Source organism: Streptomyces sp. SID5910, from assembly GCF_009862125.1.
In the GTDB taxonomy this organism is placed as follows: Bacteria; Actinomycetota; Actinomycetes; order Streptomycetales; family Streptomycetaceae; genus Streptomyces.
Window position 1 is genome coordinate 1 of sequence record NZ_WWHX01000888.1, and the last position, 4,783, is coordinate 4,783.

The 4,783-nt window shown below is 73.4% G+C and carries 7 protein-coding genes; 4 read left to right on the top strand and 3 right to left on the bottom strand.

Annotated elements, in window-relative coordinates:
* Positions 1-99: 99 nt before the first annotated feature.
* From GTW67_RS31300 to GTW67_RS31310, 3 genes are read right to left on the bottom strand one after another with little or no spacing between them, the layout of a single operon-like run.
* The gene (locus GTW67_RS31300; RefSeq protein ID WP_161168122.1) at positions 100-999 is read right to left on the bottom strand and encodes an aminoglycoside phosphotransferase family protein; all 900 of its coding nucleotides are present in this window, start codon (positions 997-999) and stop codon (positions 100-102) included.
* Between the two features lie 48 nt (positions 1,000-1,047).
* Entirely contained in the window at positions 1,048-1,512 is a 465-nt protein-coding gene (locus GTW67_RS31305) for a DUF4439 domain-containing protein (RefSeq protein ID WP_161168123.1), read from the bottom strand.
* Entirely contained in the window at positions 1,509-2,123 is a 615-nt protein-coding gene (locus GTW67_RS31310; protein ID WP_346010796.1) for a hypothetical protein, read from the bottom strand. The genes GTW67_RS31305 and GTW67_RS31310 overlap by 4 nt, the downstream gene beginning before the upstream one ends.
* A gap of 249 nt (positions 2,124-2,372) precedes the next feature.
* On the opposite strand from GTW67_RS31310, the gene rimP reads away from it, so the two are divergent.
* The 4 genes from rimP to GTW67_RS31330 form a co-directional block, all read left to right on the top strand.
* A complete protein-coding gene (gene rimP, locus GTW67_RS31315; protein ID WP_161168124.1) occupies positions 2,373-2,900 on the top strand; it encodes a ribosome maturation factor RimP in 528 nt (175 codons plus the stop codon).
* Positions 2,901-2,902: 2 nt separating this feature from the next.
* Entirely contained in the window at positions 2,903-3,901 is a 999-nt protein-coding gene (nusA, locus tag GTW67_RS31320) for a transcription termination factor NusA (RefSeq protein ID WP_161168125.1), read from the top strand.
* Between the two features lie 116 nt (positions 3,902-4,017).
* A complete protein-coding gene (locus GTW67_RS31325) occupies positions 4,018-4,323 on the top strand; it encodes a DUF448 domain-containing protein (RefSeq protein ID WP_161168126.1) in 306 nt (101 codons plus the stop codon).
* 161 nt (positions 4,324-4,484) lie between these two features.
* Positions 4,485-4,783: translation initiation factor IF-2 N-terminal domain-containing protein (locus GTW67_RS31330; RefSeq protein ID WP_161168127.1), on the top strand; the 299-nt coding region annotated here is incomplete at its 3' end.

Below are 4,783 nucleotides of genomic sequence, written 5' to 3' on the forward strand. Positions count from 1 at the left end.
GAGGACGGACACCCCCCGGCGCGGCCCCGACCCACCCACCGGACCGGGGGCGCTACGCGCACCCCCACCCAGGAGCCACAGGCCGCCGCAGGCACCCCCTCACAACCACCCCGCGAACTCCAGCAACAGCTCCGCGTCCCGTTCGCGCCCCACCCGATGCGCCCGTACGCCCGACTCCACCGCCCGGAACAGCGTCCACCCCCGCAGCCGCTCCTGGTCGACCTCCAGCGACTCCGCCAGCCGCTTCACCCGCCGCCGAGTCGTAGACGCCCCCGACGGCTGCGCGATCAGGTCCTCCACCCGGTCCCGCACCAGCCGCGCCAGATCGAAGGCAGCCTCGCCCACCACCGGATCCGGCCCCACCGCCAGCCACGGCATCCGGTCCCCGGCAAGCACCTTGCTCTGCCGGAACGTACCGTGCAGCAGCCGCTGCTCAGGCGGCGCAGCCAACAGCTCCGCGCGCGCCACGAGCGCCGCGTCCACCAGCGCGGCCACCCCGGGATCGGCCACCGCCCCGGCCCGCATGGCCGAGGCCTGCCGCCCGGTCCGCTCGGCCACGGTCTCGAAGGAATGACCCTCGGGCGGCTCCACCCACAGCCGCCGCAACGTCCCCGCCGCCTCCAGCAGCGCCTTCGACTCGGGCAGCGACCGCACCGAGACGTCCGGATGCAGCCGCTCCAGCAGCAGCACCCCCTCCGGCATGTCCTCGCCGAGCAACTGCACCGCACCCAGCCCGCCCCAGTGGGCGAGCGCCGCCCGCTCACTCTCCGGCCGGGCACGGCGCGGCGCCAGCTTGAGCACCGCCGGCGCCCCGTCGGCCCGCCGCACGAGGAGCACCAGGCTGCTGCGTCCGCCGGGCACCTGCACCCGCTCCACGGTCGCCCCGCACAGCGCCACGGCGTCCCGCGCCGTCTCCGGCAGCTTCTCCAGCCAGTCGTCCCCGGCCGGTGCCGTCTCACCGAGCGCCCTGACCAGACGCCGCGGCGGTTCGAAAGCCATGCGCGAGCCGTTCCCTTCCCGTACGGAACCCCGTACGCCCCGTACGTGTTACGCGGTCGGTGTCGCCGAAGCCGACGGTGTGCCGGCCCGCTCGGCGAGCCCAGGGAAGGCTACGCTCCCGCCGCGCCAGCGCACGGCCCGGACCGCCGCCTCCCGCAGCGCCCCGGCCGCCGTGGCCCGCAGGCCGCCCTCGGCCGCCCGCACCAGGTCGGAGTAGACCCCGGCCGTCCGGCTCTCCAGCTCGGCGGCCAGCCGCACCGCGGCCGCCGCGTCCGGCACGGCGAAGGGCAGCGCGTACCCGGCCGCCGAGGCGACCGGCCGGCCGCCCAGATCGCCGACCTCCCGCGCCAGCGCGTCGCGCCGGGCCCGGTGCGCGTCGTACGCGGTCCGCGCCTCGGTGCGCCGTTCCTCGCCGATGCGCCCGCCGACGACCCCGTAGCCGTACACCGCGGCATGCTCGGCCGCCAGCGCCGCCTGGAGGGCGTCCAGCACCCGGTCCTTCGCCTCGCTCACCCGTGACCCTCCGTCAGCAGAAACACGTGCGCGGCCCCGGCCGCCGCGACGGACGCCAGCAGCCGCGCCGACTCGCCCGGCATCTTCAGCAGCGCCCCGGCCCGCCGGTCGGCCAGTTCGCGCTCGGCGGCGGCCAGCCCGGCCAGCGCCTCCTTCTCGGTCCCCGGCACCCCGGTCCCGTCCCCCGGCCCGGCGGCCCGAGCGGAGCCCGACGGGGAGGCCGACGCCGACCCGGACGGCGAGCCCGACGCCGACCCCGACCCCGACGCCGCCGGCGAGGCGCTCCGCACCCCACCGAACGCCTCCGCATGGCGCCCGACCTCGTCCCGCAGCGGCCGCAACCGCCCCGCCAGCCCCGGATGCGCCGCGATCACCGCGTCGTACCGCGCGGCCAGCACCTCGCTGTCCCGCGCCGCACGCGCGCGGGCCCGTTCGTCGGCGGACGGAGCACGCGGGGCATCGGAACCGGAGTCACCGGTGCAGCCGACGAGCAGGGCACCCCCGACGCCCCCGGCGGCCGAGGCGAGCAGACTCCTACGACTACGACCACGACCAAGACCCGGCCCCGAGGGCACGGGCACGGGCACGCGCGGCGATGAGGGGAACGACACGGCAGACGTCCTCGGCAGACTCGTACGGAACCGACGGGAGAGCGAGGGCGCGCGGCGGGAGGAGCGGGGACCAGCGGCGCGGCACGCCCGTGATCACGGTACCCGGGCCACGCCCAGCCACCACTCAGCGGCACCGCCGGTCCCGGACGGACGGCAAGGGTGGACGGCAACACCCCCCGCGACCGGATACCCTTTGACCAGACACGCGACCCATCCCACAACAGCACACGCGGCCGAGGAGTCACCCGGATGAGCACCACCCAGAGCGAGAGGCTGCGAGAGCTGCTCGAACCGCTCGTCACCTCCCAGGGTCTGGACCTCGAAGAGATCGCCGTCGACTCGGTCGGGCGCAAGCGTGTGCTGCGGGTGGTCGTCGACTCCGACACCGGTGCGGACCTCGACCGGATCGCCGATGTGAGCCGCGCGCTCTCGGCGAAGCTGGACGAGACGGACGCGATGGGCGACGCGGAGTACACCCTCGAGGTCGGAACCCCGGGCGCGGAGCGCTCCCTCACCGAGCACCGCCACTACACGCGTGCCGTGGACCGCCTGGTGCGGTTCCAGCTCCACGAGGGCGGCGAACTGGTCGCGAGGGTCCTCGGCGTGGACGACGAGGGACTCGACCTGGAGGTGCCCGGCGTGAAGGGCCGCAAGGCCACCGCCCGCAGACTCGCCTTCGGTGACATCGACAAGGCACGCGTCCAGGTCGAGTTCAACCGCAAGGACAAGCAGGACGTGCAGGACGACGAGAACATGACGGAAGAGGAGGAGGCGTAGCCGTGGACATCGACATGAGCGCCCTGCGGGGTCTGGTGCGGGAGAAGGAGATCTCCTTCGACCTGCTGGTCGGAGCGATCGAGTCGGCCCTCCTCATCGCGTACCACCGCACCGAGGGAAGCCGCCGGCACGCGCGCGTGGAGCTCAACCGGGAGACCGGCCACGTGACCGTGTGGGCGAAGGAGGACCCGGACGACCTCGAAGAGGGCCAGCAGGTCCGGGAGTTCGACGACACCCCGTCCGACTTCGGCCGTATCGCCGCCACCACCGCCAAGCAGGTCATCCTGCAACGGCTGCGCGACGCCGAGGACGACGCGACGCTCGGCGAGTACGCGGGCCGCGAGGGCGACATCGTCACCGGCGTGGTCCAGCAGGGCCGCGACCCGAAGAACGTGCTGGTCGACATCGGCAAGCTGGAGGCCATCCTGCCCGTGCAGGAGCAGGTCCCCGGCGAGACCTACCCGCACGGCACCCGCCTGCGCAGCTATGTCGTCCGGGTGGCGAAGGGCGTGCGCGGCCCGTCCGTGACCCTGTCGCGCACGCACCCCAACCTGGTGAAGAAGCTCTTCGCCCTGGAAGTGCCGGAGATCGCCGACGGCTCCGTCGAGATCTCCGCGATCGCCCGCGAGGCCGGCCACCGCACGAAGATCGCCGTCCGCTCCACCCGCTCGGGTCTGAACGCCAAGGGCGCCTGCATCGGCCCGATGGGCGGCCGGGTCCGCAATGTGATGGGCGAGCTGAACGGCGAGAAGATCGACATCGTCGACTGGTCGGACGACCCGGCCGAGATGGTGGCGAACGCGCTGTCCCCGGCCCGGGTCTCCAAGGTCGAGGTCGTGGACCTGGCGGCCCGCTCCGCGCGGGTGATCGTGCCGGACTACCAGCTGTCGCTGGCGATCGGCAAGGAAGGCCAGAACGCCCGGCTCGCGGCCCGGCTGACCGGCTGGCGGATCGACATCCGGCCGGACACCGAGCAGCCGCCGGCGGAGCACGGGGAATAGCGCACGGGGAATAGATCCAAGCCGCGCGGCGCTGAGATCACGACAGTCTTGCGTGCGGCATGTGTTCGATTCTTGCCCCAAAGGGGTGAGGTCGGTCCGGGGAGGTAGACTTAGGAGTGTCTGGCCGGACACCTAGTCGCGCACGCCCTGAGCGCACCTGCGTGGGGTGCCGGGAGCGAGCGGGCAAGGGCGAGCTGCTGCGGACCGTGGTGATCGAGGACGCGTGCGTCCCCGATGTACGCGGTACGCTGCCCGGCCGGGGTGCCTATGTGCACCCCGCCACGGTCTGTGTCGACCAGGCAGTGCGCCGCAAGGCGTTCCCGCGGGCGCTGCGCGTCCCGGGTCCGCTCGACGTAAAGGCGTTGCGCCGCTACGTGGAGCAGGCACAGGGTTGCAGCACGGCTGCCGAAAGCAGCACGTGAGCAACCTGGTAAGGAAGACATGCCGCACGGAACCCCGTGCGTCTTGGTACCTCGCGAGTCGAAAGCAGGTCGAGATTGCGATGAGCACTCGATGAGTACGCGATGAGTACGCCCATGAACTAGCGACGGTCCGGACGCAACCCGGACCTCAGAGGAGCGAAGTGGCTAAGGTCCGGGTCTACGAACTCGCCAAGGAGTTCGGCGTGGAGAGCAAGGTCGTCATGGCCAAGCTCCAGGAACTCGGTGAATTCGTCCGTTCGGCGTCTTCGACCATCGAAGCGCCCGTAGTACGCAAGCTGACAGACGCCTTCCAGCAGGGCGGTGGCAACGGCAAGTCCGCCAAGCCCGCCCCCCGCAAGGCGGCCCCCAGGCCCGCCGCGCCCTCTCCGGCGCAGGCGGCGCGTCCGGCCGCGCCGCGGCCGGCCGCACCCAAGCCCCCGGCCGCGGAGCAGCCCGAGAC

What these genes read in the sequence shown, in the direction of transcription:
- GTW67_RS31300 (WP_161168122.1), bottom strand. Translation starts at nt 999, where the DNA reads ATGGCTTTCGAACCGCCGCGGCGTCTGGTCAGGGCGCTCGGTGAGACG.
- rimP (WP_161168124.1), top strand. Translation starts at nt 2,373, where the DNA reads ATGAGCACCACCCAGAGCGAGAGGCTGCGAGAGCTGCTCGAACCGCTC.